Annotated in this window: 16 protein-coding genes; 9 read left to right on the top strand and 7 right to left on the bottom strand. The window is 68.9% G+C overall.

Going from position 1 to position 14,660, the window contains the following annotated elements; all coding sequences use genetic code 11:
* Positions 1 to 6 precede the first annotated feature (6 nt).
* A complete protein-coding gene (locus MJ605_RS16875) occupies positions 7 to 195 on the top strand; it encodes a CPXCG motif-containing cysteine-rich protein (protein ID WP_243042642.1) in 189 nt (62 codons plus the stop codon).
* 14 nt (positions 196 to 209) lie between these two features.
* On the opposite strand, the gene pncA is transcribed toward MJ605_RS16875, so the two are convergent.
* Positions 210 to 857, bottom strand: a complete 648-nt coding sequence (gene pncA, locus MJ605_RS16870; protein ID WP_243042641.1) for a bifunctional nicotinamidase/pyrazinamidase — start codon at positions 855 to 857, stop codon at positions 210 to 212.
* Between the two features lie 198 nt (positions 858 to 1,055).
* On the opposite strand from pncA, the gene MJ605_RS16865 reads away from it, so the two are divergent.
* Positions 1,056 to 1,427 carry a hypothetical protein gene (locus tag MJ605_RS16865; protein WP_243042640.1) on the top strand — a complete coding sequence of 124 codons (372 nt, stop codon included), beginning with the start codon at positions 1,056 to 1,058 and terminating at the stop codon, positions 1,425 to 1,427.
* 68 nt (positions 1,428 to 1,495) lie between these two features.
* Complete coding sequence (locus MJ605_RS16860) at positions 1,496 to 2,692, top strand: MFS transporter (protein ID WP_243042639.1); 1,197 nt, start codon at positions 1,496 to 1,498, stop codon at positions 2,690 to 2,692.
* 257 nt (positions 2,693 to 2,949) lie between these two features.
* Here MJ605_RS16860 and cls read toward each other — a convergent pair whose 3' ends face one another.
* A complete protein-coding gene (gene cls, locus MJ605_RS16855) occupies positions 2,950 to 4,353 on the bottom strand; it encodes a cardiolipin synthase (RefSeq protein ID WP_243042638.1) in 1,404 nt (467 codons plus the stop codon).
* 66 nt (positions 4,354 to 4,419) lie between these two features.
* Positions 4,420 to 5,349 (bottom strand): LysR family transcriptional regulator, encoded by a 930-nt coding sequence (locus tag MJ605_RS16850; RefSeq protein ID WP_243042636.1) that lies wholly within the window; start codon positions 5,347 to 5,349, stop codon positions 4,420 to 4,422.
* Positions 5,350 to 5,448: 99 nt separating this feature from the next.
* On the opposite strand from MJ605_RS16850, the gene MJ605_RS16845 reads away from it, so the two are divergent.
* The 3 genes from MJ605_RS16845 to MJ605_RS16835 are packed head-to-tail and all read left to right on the top strand — an operon-like array spanning position 5,449 to position 8,805.
* Positions 5,449 to 6,669 (top strand): MFS transporter, encoded by a 1,221-nt coding sequence (locus tag MJ605_RS16845; RefSeq protein WP_243042635.1) that lies wholly within the window; start codon positions 5,449 to 5,451, stop codon positions 6,667 to 6,669.
* Positions 6,670 to 6,711: 42 nt separating this feature from the next.
* On the top strand, positions 6,712 to 7,767 hold the full coding sequence (locus MJ605_RS16840) for an SDR family oxidoreductase (RefSeq protein ID WP_243042633.1): 1,056 nt from the start codon (positions 6,712 to 6,714) through the stop codon (positions 7,765 to 7,767).
* Positions 7,768 to 7,791: 24 nt separating this feature from the next.
* The gene (locus tag MJ605_RS16835; RefSeq protein WP_243042631.1) at positions 7,792 to 8,805 is read left to right on the top strand and encodes a zinc-binding alcohol dehydrogenase family protein; all 1,014 of its coding nucleotides are present in this window, start codon (positions 7,792 to 7,794) and stop codon (positions 8,803 to 8,805) included.
* A 48-nt stretch (positions 8,806 to 8,853) separates the two neighbouring features.
* On the opposite strand, the gene MJ605_RS16830 is transcribed toward MJ605_RS16835, so the two are convergent.
* Both MJ605_RS16830 and MJ605_RS16825 read right to left on the bottom strand, forming a co-directional pair.
* Entirely contained in the window at positions 8,854 to 10,221 is a 1,368-nt protein-coding gene (locus MJ605_RS16830) for an FAD/NAD(P)-binding protein (RefSeq protein WP_243042630.1), read from the bottom strand.
* A gap of 39 nt (positions 10,222 to 10,260) precedes the next feature.
* Positions 10,261 to 10,827 carry a cysteine dioxygenase gene (locus MJ605_RS16825; RefSeq protein ID WP_243042629.1) on the bottom strand — a complete coding sequence of 189 codons (567 nt, stop codon included), beginning with the start codon at positions 10,825 to 10,827 and terminating at the stop codon, positions 10,261 to 10,263.
* 121 nt (positions 10,828 to 10,948) lie between these two features.
* On the opposite strand from MJ605_RS16825, the gene MJ605_RS16820 reads away from it, so the two are divergent.
* The gene (locus MJ605_RS16820) at positions 10,949 to 11,359 is read left to right on the top strand and encodes a hypothetical protein (RefSeq protein WP_243042628.1); all 411 of its coding nucleotides are present in this window, start codon (positions 10,949 to 10,951) and stop codon (positions 11,357 to 11,359) included.
* A gap of 76 nt (positions 11,360 to 11,435) precedes the next feature.
* On the opposite strand, the gene MJ605_RS16815 is transcribed toward MJ605_RS16820, so the two are convergent.
* Both MJ605_RS16815 and MJ605_RS16810 read right to left on the bottom strand, forming a co-directional pair.
* Positions 11,436 to 12,107 (bottom strand): energy transducer TonB, encoded by a 672-nt coding sequence (locus MJ605_RS16815; RefSeq protein WP_243042627.1) that lies wholly within the window; start codon positions 12,105 to 12,107, stop codon positions 11,436 to 11,438.
* A gap of 176 nt (positions 12,108 to 12,283) precedes the next feature.
* Positions 12,284 to 13,147 (bottom strand): universal stress protein, encoded by an 864-nt coding sequence (locus MJ605_RS16810; RefSeq protein ID WP_243042626.1) that lies wholly within the window; start codon positions 13,145 to 13,147, stop codon positions 12,284 to 12,286.
* A 266-nt stretch (positions 13,148 to 13,413) separates the two neighbouring features.
* Between MJ605_RS16810 and MJ605_RS16805 the strand changes: the two genes are divergently transcribed.
* Positions 13,414 to 13,845 carry a hypothetical protein gene (locus MJ605_RS16805; RefSeq protein ID WP_243042625.1) on the top strand — a complete coding sequence of 144 codons (432 nt, stop codon included), beginning with the start codon at positions 13,414 to 13,416 and terminating at the stop codon, positions 13,843 to 13,845.
* A 103-nt stretch (positions 13,846 to 13,948) separates the two neighbouring features.
* Positions 13,949 to 14,620, top strand: a complete 672-nt coding sequence (gene trhA / locus MJ605_RS16800; protein WP_243042624.1) for a PAQR family membrane homeostasis protein TrhA — start codon at positions 13,949 to 13,951, stop codon at positions 14,618 to 14,620.
* Positions 14,621 to 14,660: the final 40 nt, after the last annotated feature.

Below are 14,660 nucleotides of genomic sequence, written 5' to 3'. Positions count from 1 at the left end.
AGCGCCATGCAGGATGAGGTCGTCATCCACTGTCCCTATTGCGGCGAGGCCATCGAGATCCTGGTCGATGGCTCGGTGGGCAGCCAGCGCTACATCGAGGACTGCCAAGTGTGCTGCCGTCCCATCGAGATCGGCGTGACCGTCGATGGGGACGGCGAGCCGCAGGTCAGCGTCGCCGCCGAGAACGACGGCTGAACACCGGCAGGCTTTCAGGCGGGCATGCCGTGCTCGATCACCTGCACGCCCAGCTGTTCGTAGCGCAGGCGCGTGGCGAGATCGGTGTCGGGCGAGACGGGGCGGGTCAGGTCCCACAGCACGTGGGTGCGGTAGCCCAGCTCCACCGCGTCCTGCACCGTCCACAGCACGCACACGTCGCGCGCCAGGCCGCACACGTACACCTCGTCCACGCCGCGCCCGCGCAGCCATTCGTGCAGCCCGGTGGCCGGGCGGGTGCCGTGGGGGCCATGGTTCTCGCGGAACCCGCTGTAGGAGTCCACCTTCGGGTCGTCGCCCTTGCGGATCACCGTGTCCACGCCGGACCAGTCGATGCCCGGGTGCAGCGCCGCGCCGGCCGTGTCCTGCACGCAATGGTCGGGCCACAGCGTCTGGGCATGGCCGTACAGCGGGATACGCTCGAAGGGAGCCCGGCCGGCGTGCGAGCTGGCGAAGGAGACGTGGCCGGCCGGATGCCAGTCCTGGGTGGCCGCCACGTGGCGGAACGCGCGGCGTCCCAGCAACCGGTCGATGCCCGGCACGATGGTGTCGCCTTCATGGCAGGCCAGGGCGCCGCCGGGCATGAAGTCCGGCTGCACGTCGACCAGGATCAGGGCGGCGCGGCTGCTGATGGTGGGATTCATGGACGCGTGTTGGCTCGCAAGAGACTACGTCCAAAAAGTCTAGTAGGCGTTCGTATGACTGAGGTGTGACGGGTTCGACGTGCGTCTTGTACGGTATGTCCGAGGTTCAGAGTAAGAGATTTCTTACACAAAAAGACGGCTCCACTTCCATGCAGGCATAATGCCTGCACAACAACACAATAACGGTGGAACAGGGGCATGCCTTACGACCAGTCGTGGATGGGATATGGCCTGATCGGTGGGCTGGAAGCCGGTGCGATCGCCTTGGTAGCGGGTTTCCTGGCGTTCGGCCTGCTGCACTGGTTCGGACGCGGCCAAGGCTGGAGTGTGGGCCTGGAGGTCAGCTGGGCCTATGTGGCAGGCATGGTGCTGGCTGGCGGCCAGGATTTGTGGAACCTGTTCTATTTCAATTATGGCCGGCTGCAGTCGCTGCAATTGCTGCGTGCGCGCCTGGCCGAGGTGCACGACGCGGACAGCCTGGGGTTGCGCGTGCTGTTCGAATTCATCGGTGCCGGCGTCGGGGTTTTCCTGGGTTGGCAAGTGTTCGCCGGCCGCCTGCGTCGCCAGTGATCGCGCGTCGCCGTGGCATCCAGCGCTGACCCGCGCCTGCAAGCGTTTCCTTTCCACGCGTCGTACCCATGTCCAGCCAAGCCGAAACCGGGAGCGGTCCACCGCTGACTCTGCGCATCGTCCAGGTCGTGTGCTTCACGTTCCTGGCCTACCTGGTGATCGGCATGCAGCTGGCGGTACTGCCGCCGTTCGTGCATGACACGCTCGGCTATGGCGCGGTGCTGGCCGGCCTGGTTATCAGCACGCAATACGTCGCCACCCTGCTCAGCCGCGGCTTCGCCGGGCGCACCTCCGATATGGCTGGCCCCAAGCGGGCGGCCCTGATCGGCCTGCTGGCCTGCGGCGGCAGCGGGTTGCTGATGACCGTGGCGGCCTTCCTGCGCGGTGAACCCGCGCTAGCGCTGGGCACGATGCTGCTGGCACGGCTGGCGCTGGGCATGGGCGAGAGCTGCGTGGCCACGGGCTGCATCATATGGGGCATCGGCCGGGTCGGCAGCGCGCACACCGCCAAGGTCATCTCCTGGAACGGCATCGCCACCTACGGCGCGCTGGCGGCCGGCGCGCCGCTGGGCGTGCTGCTGGTGGCGGCGGGTGGTTTCGTCATGATCGGCCTGTCTGGCGTGGCGCTGATGGCGCTGGCGCTGCTGCTGGCCTGGGGACGCCCGCCGGTGCGGGCGGAAGGGGGCGAGCGCCTGCCGATGCACCGCGTGTTCGGCCGCGTGGCGCCCTACGGCATGGGGCTGGCGCTGGGCTCGGTGGGCTTCGGCGTGATCGCCACCTTCATCACCCTGTACTACGCCAGCCAGGGCTGGGCTGGTGCCGCGCCGACGCTCAGCGTGTTCGGCGTGTGCTTCGTGGGCGTGCGCCTGGTGCTGGGCTGGACCATCGCCCACTTCGGCGGCTACCGCGTGGCGCTGTGCTCGCTGCTGGTGGAGGCGGTCGGACTGGCCATGCTGGCCGGCGCCGGCCAAGCCGGCGTGGCGATGCTGGGCGCGGCGCTGAGCGGCATCGGCTTCTCGCTGATCTTTCCCGCGCTGGGCGTGGTAGCGGTGGAACGCGTGAGCGCGAGCAACCGTGGGGCAGCGCTGGCGGCGTACTCGGTGTTCATCGACGTGGCGCTGGGCGTCACCGGCCCGCTGGGCGGCTGGATCGCCTCGGGCGGGCGCTACGGGCCGATGTTCGTGGTGGCCGCCGCGCTCTCGCTGGCGGCGGCGGCGCTGACCGGCGGCCTGTACCTGGGCTATGGGGGCAAGGCCCGCGGCTGACCGGGGACCTAGAGCCTGTTCAAAGTCGTCGCTCGGCCCCTCCCCGCTGACGCTGATCGGTCCCCTCTGTAGGAGCGCACCCTGTGCGCGACCTCCTTTTGCCTCGGTCTGCACGGTTCGTCATCCTGGCCCTTGCCCCCTTTGGCGGGAGGCGCCGGGACCACGAGCCATGAGGCAAAAGGCGTCGCGCACAGGGTGCGCTCCCACAAGGCTGCGTGCAGGGGGGAGGAGGGCCCACCAAGATTTTGAACAGGCTCTTACAGTACCGGGTCGAACAGCCGCGCCACGTGCATGGCCAGCCGGCGCAGGTACGGGGCCTGGAGGTATTCCGCCTCCGTCACTTCGCGCGCCTGGGCGAAGTCCTCGTCCAGCATCCGCTCCACCTCGCCCGCGAAGCCGCGGTCGACGTGCAACGAGCCGATCTCGAAGTTGAGCCGGAACGAGCGGTTGTCCAGGTTCATGCTGCCGACCGTGGCGGTGTCGTCGTCCACCAGCGTTACCTTCTGGTGCAGGAAGCCGGGCTGGTAGCGGAACACGCGGATGCCGGCGCGCACGGCGTCGTGCGCGTACAGGCCGGTGGCGAGGAATACGGTGTGGTGGTCCGGGCGGGCGGGAATCAGCACGCGCACGTCCACGCCGCGGAACACCGCCAGCCGCAGGGCCGCCATCACCGCGGGGTCCGGCACGAAATAGGGCGTGGTGATCCACAGCCGCCGCCGGGCCGCGTGGATCAGCGCCGTGAAGAACAGCGAGCAGGTCTCCTGCCGGTCGGCCGGGCCGGTGGCGGCGACCAGCGTGCGTGCGCCGCCATGGCCCGGGCCGGGGCGCAGCAGCGGCGGCAGTTCGCCGGTGACCCAGTGCCAGTCCTCGGCGAAGCTGCGCTGCAGGTCGGCCACTGCGGGCCCTTCGATCTGCAGGTGGGTATCGCGCCAGGGCGACAGCGGCGGCTTCAGGCCCAGGTATTCGTCGCCCACGTTGAGCCCGCCGACGTAGCCGCGCGTCCCGTCCACTACCACGATCTTGCGGTGGTTGCGGAAATTGAGCTGGAAACGGTTGCTGCGCCGCTGCGTGGCGAACGGATGGATGGCCACCCCGGCCTCGCGCAGCGTCTCCACGTACTGGCGCGGGAGCGCGTGGCTGCCGATGCCGTCGAACAGCACGCAGACCTCCACCCCGGCCCGTACGCGTTCCAGCAGCGCCTGCTGCAGGCGGCGTCCCAGCGCGTCGTCGTGGATGATGAAGAACTGCACCAGCACGCAGCGCCTGGCTTCGCCGATGGCGCCCAGGATGGCCTCGAAGGTGGCCTCGCCGTCGACCAGCAGCTTCAGCCGCTGGCCGTCGTGGAAGCGCGCGCCGAGCAGGCGGGCGATCTCGCTATAGCGCTCGCAGGCCTGCTGCGAGGCCGTGCCCGTGGGCAATTGGCCATTGGCCAGGGCCTGCATCTGGCCACGGCGGCGGCGATGCAGGTCGACGTAGCCGTGGAAACGGCTGCGCCCCAGGTAGAGATAGGGCACCAGCGTGACGTAGGGCAGGAACACCAGACCCAGTGCCCATGCAAAGGCTCCTTGCGGCGTACGCGTATGCATCACCGCGTGCATGGCCGCCAGCACACCGGCCAGGTGCAGCAGCACGACGACAGCGCCGACCAGGGTGGTCAGCATGCCAGGCACCCGGGGGCGGGAGGGGAAAAGGGCTGGCCGTGGTTCGACATCGCGTCCTCGTCGCTGTCAGCGCATGGCTTGGCGCACGGTATCGAGCACGTCGCGCTCGCGCATCTGCAGTTCATGCTGCAGATGATCCACGAACAGGCGGATGCGCGCAGGCAGGTAGCACCGGCTGGGATAGATCGCGTAGATGTGCGCGTCGGGCAGGATCACGTCGCCCAGCAGGGGCACCAGGCGGCCGGCACGCACGTCCTCGGCGATATCCCAGGCCGCCTTGAAGGCCAGGCCGTGGCCGGCCACGGCCAGGGCTCGCATCAAGTCGCCGTTGTCGCAGGTGATGCTCGGCTCCACCCGCAGCGGGCGCGGGCCGTCGGGCGTCTGTGCAATCCACGGCAGGATGCCGTGGCCGGGGCGGTGCAGCATCAGGCAGCTGTGCCGCGCGAGGTCGTCGATGCCGGCCGGGCGGCCGTGCCGTTCCAGGTAGGACGGCGCGGCGCACAGCACGCGGAAGTTGTTGGCGAGCAGGCGCGACACCAGCCGCGAATCGGCCATGGTGCCGCCGCGCACGGCGACGTCCACGCCGTGCTCGAACAGGTCGAGCATGGCGTCGGAGTTGGTCAGCCGTAGCCGCAACTGGGGATGCTGCGCCGCGAAGTCCGCCGCGATGGGGCCGATGTACTGGCGGCCCATGTCCACCGAGGCGGAGACGTGTAACTGGCCGCCCACTTCCAGCTGGCGCAGGCTCACCGCCGAGTTGGCGTCGTCCACATCGGCGATGATGGCCTGGCAGCGCTCGAAGTAGATGGTGCCTTCCTCGGTCAGTGCCAGGCGGCGCGAGCTGCGCTGGAGCAGCCGCACGCCCAGCGCCTGCTCCAGCCGGTTCAGGCGCTTGCTGGCCGCCGCCGGCGACAGGCCAAGCTCCCGCCCGGCGGCCGACAGGCTGCCCTCGGTCACCGCGCGCACGAACAGCCGCATGTCCTCGAAATCGACCATCTTCAACTTTTTGGAAAAGATGCCTCTCTAGTTTGCTCAATTCACGTGGGCGGCGACAAGGCGCACAGTGGCGGCCGTTTTCCTTGACGGATACCTTCCATGTCCTCCCCGGACTCTCCTGCTTCCCCTGGCGCCGCCACGTCCCGGCTGGCCTTGCTGGCCCTGTCCGTGGCGGCCTTCGCCATCGGCACCACCGAGTTCGTGATCATGGGCCTGCTGCCGGAAGTGGCGGCCGACCTGCGCGTGAGCATCCCCTCGGCCGGCCTGCTGGTCTCGGGCTACGCGCTGGGCGTGGCGGCCGGCGCGCCCCTGCTGGCGGCGCTGACCGCGCGGATGGAGCGGCGCAACGCGCTGCTGCTGCTGCTGGGCCTGTTCATCCTGGGCAACGCCTTGTGCGCGGCGGCGCCCAACTACGGCGTGCTGATGGTGGCGCGCGTGGTGGCGGCGTTCTGCCATGGCTCGTTCTTCGGCATCGGCGCGGTGGTGGCCTCGCACGTGGTGCCGCGCGGGCAGGGCGCCCGCGCCATCGCGCTGATGTTCACCGGCCTCACCCTGGCCAACGTGCTCGGCGTGCCGTTCGGTACCTTCCTCGGCCAGTGGGCCGGCTGGCGCTCCACCTTCGTCGCGGTGACCGGCCTGGGCGTGCTCGCCGCCATCGCCGTATGGCGGCTGGTGCCGCCGCTACCGGACCTGCCCGCGCCGCACATGGGACGCGAGCTGGGCGTGCTGAAGCAACCGCAGGTTCTGCTGGCGCTGCTGATGACCGTGCTGGGCTTTGGCGGCGTATTCACCGTGTTCACCTATATCGCGCCGATCCTGCAGCAGGTCTCGCATGTGAGCGTGGGCGCCACCGGCTGGGTACTGATCCTGTTCGGCGTAGGCACCACGGTCGGCAACATGCTGGGCGGCCGCCTGGCGGACTGGCGCCTGATGCCCTCGCTGGCCGGCGTGCTCGGCATGCTGGCGCTGGTGCTGCTGGCCTTCGCCTGGACCATGCACGGCACCATGGGCGCCATCGTCACCGTGTTTGTGTGGGGCGTGTTCGCCTTCGCCACCGTGGCGCCGCTGCAGATGCGCGTGGTGCAGCAGGCCAGCGAGGGGCCACACCTGGCTTCGACCCTGAACATCGCCGCGTTCAACCTGGGCAACGCGATCGGCGCCTTCATCGGCGGCTCGATGATCGACCTGGGCCTGGGCTTCCCGTCGGTGAGCATCGCCGGCGCCGTGGTGAGCGTGCTGGGGCTGCTGGCCACGCTGCTCAGCATGCTGCTGGAGCGTCGTGGCGCCGCCGCCATGGCTGCTTGCCCGACGGCCAGCTGAGCGCCGTTTCCCCTTTCCCTCGCTTCATCAAGAAGGATCGTCATGGCCGTATCGAAGGTGGCGTTGGTGGTGGGCGCGCAAGGAGTGATCGGCCGCAACCTGGTCGATCACCTGGCGACGCTGGACGACTGGCGGGTGATTGGCCTGTCGCGCCGTGGCGGGCATGCCGAGGGGCGCGTGCGGCACGTGGCGGTGGACCTGCTCGACGCCGCGGATGCGCGCGACAAGCTGGCGCCATTGCGGGAGGTCACCCACGTGTTCTATGCGGCCTACCAGGACCGGCCAAGCTGGAGTGAACTGGTGCCGCCGAACCTGGCCATGCTGGTGCACGTGGTCGACGCCATCGAGGCCGCCGCCGCCGGCCTGCGGCACATCAGCCTGATGCAGGGCTACAAGGTCTACGGCGGCCATCTCGGCCCGTTCAAGACGCCGGCGCGCGAGACCGATGCGGTGTTCATGCCGCCGGAATTCATGCATGACCAGCAACGGTTCCTCGAACAGCGCCAGCAGGGCGCGGCGTGGAACTGGTCGGCGATTCGCCCGGCGGTAGTAGGCGGGTTCGCCCTGGGCAACCCCATGAATCTCGCGCTGGCCATTGCCGTCTATGCATCGATGAGCAAGGAGCTCGGGTTGCCGTTGCGCTTTCCCGGCCGTCCGGACGCCTATGGTCCACTCCTGCAGATGACCGATGCGGGACTGCTGGCGCAGGCCACCGTATGGGCGGCCACCGAGCCGCGCTGCGCCAACCAGGCGTTCAACATCGCCAACGGCGACCTGTTCCGCTGGAGCGAGATGTGGCCGTTCATCGCGCGCTACTTCGGACTGGAGCTGGCGCCTCCGCTGCCGTTGTCGCTGGACAGCGCGATGGCCGACAAGGAGCCGCTGTGGCGTGCGATGATCGAGCGGCATGGCCTGGCGCCGAACGCCTATGCCGGCGTGTCGTCGTGGCGTTTCGCGGACTTCGTATTCTCGTGGAATTACGACATGTTCGGCGACGATGCCAAGGCGCGCCGCTTCGGTTTCCATGCCTACGTGGATACGTTCGAGATGTTCACGCGGCTGTTCGATGACTTTCGCCGACGCAACATCATTCCCTGACCTTCCCATGCCAAGGAGCACTGCATGAAAGCCGTTGCCTACCGTCATAGCCTGCCCATCGACGATCCGCAGAGCCTGCTCGATGTCGAGCTGCCCGCGCCGGTGGCGCAAGGGCGCGACCTGCTGGTGAAGGTCGAGGCGGTTTCCGTCAATCCGGTCGACACCAAGATCCGCAGGCGCACCGATCCGCAAGGCGCCGACAAGGTGCTCGGCTGGGATGCCGCTGGCACCGTGGTGGCGGTCGGCGCCGACGTCACGCTGTTCAAGCCGGGCGACGCGGTGTACTACGCCGGCGCCATCGACCGTCCCGGCAGCAACGCGGAGCTGCAGCTGGTGGACGAGCGCATCGTCGGGCGCAAGCCGGCCACGCTGGACTTCGCCCAGGCCGCGGCGCTGCCATTGACCACCGTCACCGCCTGGGAACTGCTGTTCGATCGCCTGGGCGTGCCGCGCGGCAATACGGGACGCAGCGGCGTGCTGCTGGTGGTGGGCGGTGCCGGCGGCGTGGGGTCCATGGCGATCCAACTGGCGCGGCGCCTCACCAACTACACCGTGGTGGCCACGGCCTCGCGCGAGGACAGCCGCGCCTGGGCGAGCGGGTTGGGCGCGCACCACGTGGTTGACCATCGCGGCGACCTGGAGGCCGCGGTGAAGGCGGTCGCGCCGCAGGGCGTCGACGCGGTGCTGGCCTTGACCCATACCGAGCAGCATTTCCCCGCGCTGGTGGCCCTGCTCAAGCCGCAGGGCAAGCTGGGCATCATCGACGACCCGTCCACGCCGCTGGACATCACCCTGATGAAGTCCAAGAGCCTGTCCCTGCACTGGGAGCTGATGTACACCCGCTCGCTGTACCACACCGAGGACATGCAGGCGCAGCACCGCATACTGAACGAGGCCGCGGACCTGGTGGACGCCGGCATGCTGCGCACCACGCTGCGCGAGAACCTGGGCACCATCAACGCCGCCAACCTGCGCCGTGCGCACGCGCAACTGGAAAGCGCGAGCACCATCGGCAAGCTGGTGCTCAGCGGCTTCTGAGGTGCAGAGAGGCGAAGCGGGAGGCGCGTTTCCTCCCGCTCTCCGGGCCTAGCCGGCCAGCAGGCGGTCCGCCAGTTGGCGCGCCTGCTGGCGGATCTCGGGCATCGCGGTGGATTCCCACAGCATGCCGCGCAGCAGCGTGCCGATGGCGTAGAAGTGCGGCCAGGCCTGGCCGTCGTGCTGCAGGCGGCTTTCGCCGGTGGCGACGAAGCCCAGGCCGAGCGGATCTGGCGTGACGTGGCCGTTGGTCGCCAGCTGGCGAACCAGCGGATGCCGCGTGCGGCGCACGTCCGTGTTGAGGCCCACCGTCTGGATCACCAGGTCCGCATCCGTCGTCTCGACGCCGCCGCCATGCGGCAGGCGGATGTCCAGGCGCAGCCTGCCATCGGCGATGTCCACCGCCTGCAGGCGGCCACGCTGCCGGTGCAGGCGGCCATCGCTTTCCAACTGCTGCATGGCGGTCAACACCTGTGGCGGCATGCGGTGGCGCACGCGTTCCCAGGCCCAGCGCGCATGGCGCAGGAAGCGCGCACGCTCCGCTTCCGGCAACAGCGCCCATAGCGAGGGCGTATGCGGGCGCAGGCTGTCGATCACCGTGCGCCAGTCGCTGCTCTGGGCGATGGCCTCGCGCAGCAGGCGCATCCAGGTGCGGATGTCCGGCGCCTCGCGCATCGCCTCGACCAGTTCGCCGCTGTCATCCGCGGGTGCGGAAGCGGTTTCCAGGTGCGGTTCCGGCAACAGTCCATGGCGCGAGAGCGCGGTGAACTCGGCGTTCGGCCACTGCGCCGACAATTCCAGCAACACGTCCACGGCGGTCAGGCCCAGGCCGATCAGCACGACCTTGCGCGGCTTCGCGTCCGGTTTCACCCCGGCAAGGAAACCCCACGGCTCGGTGACGTAGAGGCCGTTTTCGAGCGCGGCCTCGCTCACGCCGCCGAGCGGTTGGGGCGGCAGCGAGCCCACCGCCAGCACGGCGGCATCGACACGGCTGTTCTCCTCGCCATGGATCACGGTGACGCCGGTGTTTTCCGGCACCATGGCATCCACCGCGAACGGCAGCACGCGCACGTCGTGGCCCGCGGCACGGGCGCGCTGCAAGGCGTGCGCGACTTCCGCTTCCAGGTAGTCGCCATAGAGGCGGCGCGGCAGGAAATCGGTGCCGGCGATGCTGCCGTCGCCCCGCTGGGCGAAATCGAGGAAGCCATGCGGCTTGGCCGCGAACATGCTCATCGATGCCGCGCGTACGTTGAGCAGGTGCCGGTCGGAGCACGTGCCGTATGCCACGCCGCGCGCCGGTGTGCCGCCGCCGGTATACCAGTCCAGATGAAGCGGCTGCGGCAGCTGGCGTTCCAGCAACTCGCTCAGCAGCGCTGCCGCTGCAGCGCCGCCGCCGATGATGGCGACCCGTCGATACATGCCACTCCCTGAAGATAAGGCGGAATTGTCTGGCGCGGCTCAGGCGTACAGCTGGCCCGTAATGGTGCTGAGCTGCGGCCTGGCGAGCCACTGGCCGGTGGAGCCGGCTTCTTCGTAGGTGAGGTACTGTGCCAGATCGCCACCATAGACGTGAAGCGTCAACGCCGTTTCGTGGCGGGAGAGGTTGCGGCAGCGGTGCGCGTAGCGGTCGTCCGCGTCGAACCAGCTGGCGTCGCCGGGACCCAGCCAGTCGCGGCCGACCTGGCGCAAGATATTTCCGTGGGGATCGCGGTCCCACGATTCGACTTCCAGCGCGCCATGCAAGGCCAGCTCCAGGCCCCACAGGCCGGCATGGTCGTGGATGGGCGTGGCGTAGTTGGCGGGCCACGCCATGACCAGCACGCTGATCGCGGGCTTGCTGCGTTGCGCCACCAGCCAGCGCTCGAAGCCTTTGCCGCGCGTGCGCAGGCTGGCCAGGTCGTGCTGGAGCGAGGTCTTGTGCTGCAGTATCGCGCGGCTCAGTTCCCTTGCCATCGTGGCAAGGTCCGGGTGTTCACCCACGCCGTAGTCAAACGCGATCTCACGCAGCGCCTTGAGGGGTTGCATGTGTTTGGCCATTGCGATGCTACTCGACGGATAACGGGGCGCAGTGGAGCATGCGCATCGTTAAAGTCCTGTAACCCGTTGTTCAAACGCAAAAGACGCGTTGCGGCATGACTTTCGAAACATGCGCGGCGCGCTGCGGGAGCGCACGATGGTTTTCGACAGGACCTTGAAAAGCGCATCGGGCGCCTGCATGACGACGGTGCGCAAGGTTCACCGGCAGTGGAGTCGGAGGAGGGGCGTCATGATTGCCATGAGCGTACTGTTGATGTTGTTCGTCGGTGTATGGCTGACGGCAGCTTTCGTCGGGCTGGTGTTCAAGCTGGCCTTCGGCCTGATCGGCGGCTTGTTCAGTCTCGTGGGCGCCGTCCTGGGCCTCTTGTTCGGCGGCGTGGCGCTGCTAGTCGTGGCGCCGATCGTGGCGTTGGCCCTGTTGCCGTTCTGCCTGCCGCTGATCCTGCTGGTGGCTGTGGTGTGGGCGATCGCGCGCGGCTCGCGCCGCCACGCGACGCCGACCGGCGCCGCCGTGCATTGATTCGTTTTGCCGTGGAGTGGCCCGGCCTGGCAGGCAATGCAGGCCGGGCCTTTCCTTTGGTGCTGACTCGGTGGGGCTACAACTGGTTGATGCTGAACGTCACCGGCACGCGCGCCCAGGTGCGCACGGGCTGGCCGTGGGCGGTGGCCGGTTCGAAGCGCCAGTTCCGCACTTGCTCGCGGGCGCTGCGATCCAGCAGCGCGTAGCCGCTGCTCTGTTCGATCGCCACTTCCAGCGGCGTGCCGTGTTCGTCCACCAGCACCTTCAGCACGACGGTGCCCTGCATGCGGTTGCGCAACGCTATCGGCGGGTAGGCCAGCGGCACGGCGCGGTAGGCCAGCGTGGCTTCCTCCGGCGTGGGGTTCGACACGGGCTCGGGACTGGTCGGCGCCGTGTCCGCTATCGCCGGCATGGAGGCGACGCTGCCTTCATCGGTGGACGTGGCGACCGGCGGCGATAGCGGCTGCGGCAGCACGCGCGGATGCGGTGCGGCCTTGGGCTGCACCAAGGGCTTCAGTTCGATCGTCGGCGTGGGCACCACCTCCTGCTTGGGCGGCGGCGACATCCAGCGCACCGTCATTTCGGGCATATGCTGCTGGACTTGCGTGATCCATGGCGCCGCCGCGGGCCGCATCACGGCCAGCAGAGCGGCCAGGTTGATGGCGATGGCCCCGCTCAGCGCGGCGACACGCGCGCTGTCGGGGTGGGCGTGGGCATGACGGGGTACGGCCAGGCTTGCGGACGACATGGGCGACCTCCTGACGTTTCGATGCTGGGTTGACACCTCTGGCACGCCGCGTGGGGACGCGGGAGGAAACGTGCGGGTGCGGATCCAGCCTATGCCGCCCGAAAGCGCTTGCACAAGCAGCCGTCTGGAAGGCTATTCTGTACGGATCGCCCATCGCTTGCGCGAAACGGGTTTTTTCAGTGCGCCACCAGCATCGGCACGTCGCCGTGCATGAACAGGTGGCGCGTGGTGCCGCCGAGCACCATCTGCGCCAGGCGCGAGCGGCTCCAGGCGCCCATGACGATGAGGTCGGCGCCCCGTTGGTGCGCCATGTCCAGTACCGCCGGACCGGCGGCATGGCTGGGACCGGCATGGAGGATCTCGATATCGGCCTGGATGCCGTGCCGCCGCAGCCAGTCGGGCAGGCCCGGCGGCGGCAGCACCGGCAGCATCTCGGCGTTCATCTCGCTGCCGTCGAGGATATGCACCCGCTTGGCCTGGCGCAGGATCGGCACCGAGGCGGCCAGCGCCAGGGCGGATTCGCGGCTGCCATTCCATGCCACCAGCACGTCGGCGCCGATGCCGGCCACGGGCGCGACATCCGGCACCACCAGCACTGGGCGGCCGCTGGCGAACACGCAACGCGACACCGAGCCGAAACCGACCGGCGCATCGCTGCGCTGCTGGCTGCGCTCCATCACCAGGAAGTCGTAGCCGGATGCCGCCAGGCTCACGGTCTGCACGGTATCGCCCTGGGTGACCCGCCACGCGCCTTGCAGCGAGCGGCTGGCCATGGCCTGCCGCCAGGCGCCTTCGTGCGCCTGCGCTTCGGCCACCCGGCGCTGGGTTTCCTCCAGTTGCACGGGCACGGCCTCGGGCAGGCTGAAGGCGGTGGCGGGCAGGTCGGCCACGTATAGCGCATCCAGCCGCGCGCCCAGGCGGCTGGCCAGCGCCATCGCGGCGCGCGGCGCGGCCGCATCCAGTTCCAGATGCTCCAGATGCAACAGCAGGTCGATGGGGGGCATCGCGCGGTTCTCCTGTTCCTGGCTGGCATCCAGCATAAGGTCAGCCGCCGCCGGGTGTGTAGCCTGCGGTGTCGCATGGCGGGCCGGCCTGGGCGATGGCAAAAAAAAGCCCCGCACAGGGGGCGGGGCGGCAAGTCCGGACGTCGGGGGAGAGAGAGGGGACGCCCGGTCGAACCATTCTCGAAAGCGACGGCTTGATTTAGCGTTCATCCCGGGTGAAGGACATATTCACGTCGGAGACGGCGCCGGCTTGCCAGAATCCGGCGCCCCGGGGGCAGGCATTCATCAGAGGAGAAGACGACATGGCAGGATGGCAGAGCATCGGCGTGGTGGCATTGGCCCTGGCCGCGATGGCGGCGGCGCCGGCCCATGCGGGCGAGCTCGAGTGCAAGATGAATTTCCGCCTGTCCGGCTGGTCGGTGTTCTACCAGACCGCCGAAGGCAGCGGCACCGTCCATTGCAGCAACGGCCAGAGCATGGGCGTACACATCCGGGTGAAGGGCGGCGGCATCACCTTCGGCAAGAGCCGGATCGACGACGGCGTGGGCAAGTTCACCGGAGTCGGCAGCATCGGCGAGATCAAGGGTCATTACGCCGACGCCGGCGTGCACGCGGGTGCCTCCAAGTCCGCCGGCGCGCGGGTGATGACCAAGGGCAACGTCTCGCTGGCGCTCAGCGGCACCGGCAAGGGCTGGGACCTGGGCGTGGCCTTCGGCGCCTTCATCATCGAGTAGGCGCGGCGTGGTGTTCCATGCGCCGGCCGGCCTTGTTGAAAGACCGCGGGCGTCCTATCGTGGGGAGGCCGTACGCTTCGGTACGTTCCCCTGAGGTCTCCCCATGTCCGCCATCGCCGGCACGGCTCTCCCCCGCTATGCCTTTGGCGACGAACTCGCCAGCAGCATCATCCACGGCATCGGCATCCTGCTCAGCATCGCCGGGCTCGCCACGCTGGTGGCGTTCGCGTCGCTATACGGCGATGCGCGCGTCATCGTGGCGAGCGCGGTGTTCGGCACCACGCTGATCCTCTGCTACACCGCCTCCACGCTGTACCACTCCATTCCAGGGCAGACGGCCAGGGGCGTGCTGCGCACGCTGGACCATATCGCCATCTTCCTGCTCATCGCCGGCACCTACACGCCGTTCACCCTGATCGCGCTGCCCGGCGCCTGGGGCTGGAGCCTGTTCGGCACGGTCTGGGCGCTGGCGGTCATGGGCATCGCGCTCGAACTGGGCCTGTTGAAGAAATACCGCAAGCTCGCCGTGCTCATGTACGTGGGCATGGGCTGGGTGGGCGTGATCGCGTTCAAGCCACTGCTGCAACACCTGCAGGCCGGCGGCATGGCCTTGCTGCTGGCCGGCGGCGTGGCCTACACGCTGGGCGTGCCGTTCTACCTGTGGCGCAGGATGCCTTACCACCATTCGATATGGCACTTCTTCGTGCTGGCCGGCAGCGTGCTGCATTACCTGGCCGTGTTGCTCTACGTGATCCCCGACGTGCCGATGGCCTGAACCCGGCGATCGCGGTCCCGCAACGCAAGAGGCCGCGCCC

Origin of the sequence: Dyella sedimenti, from assembly GCF_022760995.1 — a bacterium.
GTDB classification, from domain to species: Bacteria; Pseudomonadota; Gammaproteobacteria; order Xanthomonadales; family Rhodanobacteraceae; genus Dyella; species Dyella sedimenti.
The sequence above is the reverse complement of the archived record's forward strand: the minus strand, read 5'-3'. Positions and strand labels throughout refer to the sequence as shown.

Excerpts from the sequence above, each read along its gene's own strand:
- MJ605_RS16875 (WP_243042642.1), top strand. The coding sequence starts at position 7 with ATGCAGGATGAGGTCGTCATCCACTGTCCCTATTGCGGCGAGGCCATC.
- pncA (WP_243042641.1), bottom strand. The coding sequence starts at position 857 with ATGAATCCCACCATCAGCAGCCGCGCCGCCCTGATCCTGGTCGACGTG.
- MJ605_RS16865 (WP_243042640.1), top strand. The coding sequence starts at position 1,056 with ATGCCTTACGACCAGTCGTGGATGGGATATGGCCTGATCGGTGGGCTG.
- MJ605_RS16860 (WP_243042639.1), top strand. The coding sequence starts at position 1,496 with ATGTCCAGCCAAGCCGAAACCGGGAGCGGTCCACCGCTGACTCTGCGC.
- cls (WP_243042638.1), bottom strand. The coding sequence starts at position 4,353 with ATGCTGACCACCCTGGTCGGCGCTGTCGTCGTGCTGCTGCACCTGGCC.
- MJ605_RS16850 (WP_243042636.1), bottom strand. The coding sequence starts at position 5,349 with ATGGTCGATTTCGAGGACATGCGGCTGTTCGTGCGCGCGGTGACCGAG.
- MJ605_RS16845 (WP_243042635.1), top strand. The coding sequence starts at position 5,449 with ATGTCCTCCCCGGACTCTCCTGCTTCCCCTGGCGCCGCCACGTCCCGG.
- MJ605_RS16840 (WP_243042633.1), top strand. The coding sequence starts at position 6,712 with ATGGCCGTATCGAAGGTGGCGTTGGTGGTGGGCGCGCAAGGAGTGATC.
- MJ605_RS16835 (WP_243042631.1), top strand. The coding sequence starts at position 7,792 with ATGAAAGCCGTTGCCTACCGTCATAGCCTGCCCATCGACGATCCGCAG.
- MJ605_RS16830 (WP_243042630.1), bottom strand. The coding sequence starts at position 10,221 with ATGTATCGACGGGTCGCCATCATCGGCGGCGGCGCTGCAGCGGCAGCG.
- MJ605_RS16825 (WP_243042629.1), bottom strand. The coding sequence starts at position 10,827 with ATGCAACCCCTCAAGGCGCTGCGTGAGATCGCGTTTGACTACGGCGTG.
- MJ605_RS16820 (WP_243042628.1), top strand. The coding sequence starts at position 10,949 with ATGCGCGGCGCGCTGCGGGAGCGCACGATGGTTTTCGACAGGACCTTG.
- MJ605_RS16815 (WP_243042627.1), bottom strand. The coding sequence starts at position 12,107 with ATGTCGTCCGCAAGCCTGGCCGTACCCCGTCATGCCCACGCCCACCCC.
- MJ605_RS16810 (WP_243042626.1), bottom strand. The coding sequence starts at position 13,147 with ATGCTGGATGCCAGCCAGGAACAGGAGAACCGCGCGATGCCCCCCATC.
- MJ605_RS16805 (WP_243042625.1), top strand. The coding sequence starts at position 13,414 with ATGGCAGGATGGCAGAGCATCGGCGTGGTGGCATTGGCCCTGGCCGCG.
- trhA (WP_243042624.1), top strand. The coding sequence starts at position 13,949 with ATGTCCGCCATCGCCGGCACGGCTCTCCCCCGCTATGCCTTTGGCGAC.